This is a genomic window from Streptococcus sp. HMSC072G04, assembly GCF_001813295.1.
Lineage (GTDB): Bacteria > Bacillota > Bacilli > Lactobacillales > Streptococcaceae > Streptococcus.
Genome location: NZ_KV812022.1, coordinates 1 through 606 on the forward strand (window position 1 = coordinate 1; position 606 = coordinate 606).

A 606-nucleotide genomic window follows, 5' to 3' on the forward strand; every position below is an offset into this window, starting at 1 on the left:
CAAACCAACTGAAAAACGTGTAAACAACGTTCCAGTTGAAGTGGAATTCAACTTCACTAAACGCTTGGAAGGCCGTGAGCTTAAAGCTAACGAATTCAGCTTCGTGCTTAAAGATTCAGAAGGTAAGACTCTTGAAACTGTAAGCAATGATGCGGCTGGTAACGTTAAGTTCAAAGCTCTTGAATTCAAGAAAGGCCAAGAAGGCGTACACAACTACACAGTAGAAGAAGTTAAAGGATCTGACGCAACCGTTACATACGACACTATGAAAGCGAATGTAACAGTTACAGTGAAACACGACGGAACAGCTAAGATTCTCGTAGCAACTGTAGGCGACATTGCGGATAAAGAATTTAACAACCGTGTCACTCCTCCAGAAACTCCAGAATTCAATCCAGAAAAATATGTTCTAAACGAAAAAGAATTTGATTTGACGGGAACTTCATTATTAGATGATGATAAAGAGTTGGCAGACAAGTACGCAGATACCAATGCGAACCCATATGCGGACGATACATCTAATAACGAAGCAGCGAATATCAACACTAAATCAGTTAAACCAGGTCAAAAACTTGTTTACCAAGTATGGTTGGATACAACTAAATT

At 39.4% G+C, this 606-nt stretch carries 1 protein-coding gene; it reads left to right on the forward strand.

From position 1 onward, the window contains the following. A partial coding sequence (locus HMPREF2904_RS05725) for a Spy0128 family protein (RefSeq protein WP_141751198.1) occupies window positions 1-606 on the forward strand: 606 nt, incomplete at both ends.